This window comes from Phormidium sp. CCY1219, assembly GCF_035615515.1.
GTDB lineage: Bacteria > Cyanobacteriota > Cyanobacteriia > Cyanobacteriales > Laspinemataceae > CCY1219.
In genome coordinates this window covers 1-309 of the sequence record NZ_JAJENT010000027.1, presented here as the reverse complement: position 1 = coordinate 309, position 309 = coordinate 1, and the positions used below count along the sequence as shown (strand labels likewise).

The following is a 309-nucleotide window of genomic DNA, read 5'->3' as shown; positions in this document are numbered from 1 at the left end:
CAATCTTTCAACCATAGGCGTAACCATCCTTTCTGTGAATGGGTTTGCAGTATTTGTGGCTAATGCCTGCCACTCTTCCAGAGGCGGTGGTAATATCAAAACTGCCAGACGCACGGCACAGAACCCGTCCTACATAGGAGCCAATTTTCTGGCCGGCCGTGACCGTAGCCGTGACGAGATCGCCAGTCTGAAAACCTTTGTGAATTTGCCTCCTTGAGCGGTGACGAGTCGGGAATCCGTACTTATCTGTCCCGCACATCTGACGAGTTCCATGCCTCTTCGCTCTAATCAGCAACGGTTTTGACGTCA

Annotated in this window: 1 pseudogene; it reads right to left on the bottom strand. The window is 51.5% G+C overall.

The features are described 5' to 3' along the window. Positions 1-7: 7 nt before the first annotated feature. Positions 8-309: pseudogene (locus tag LKK83_RS00300) on the bottom strand (RNA-guided endonuclease IscB); the annotation flags it as partial.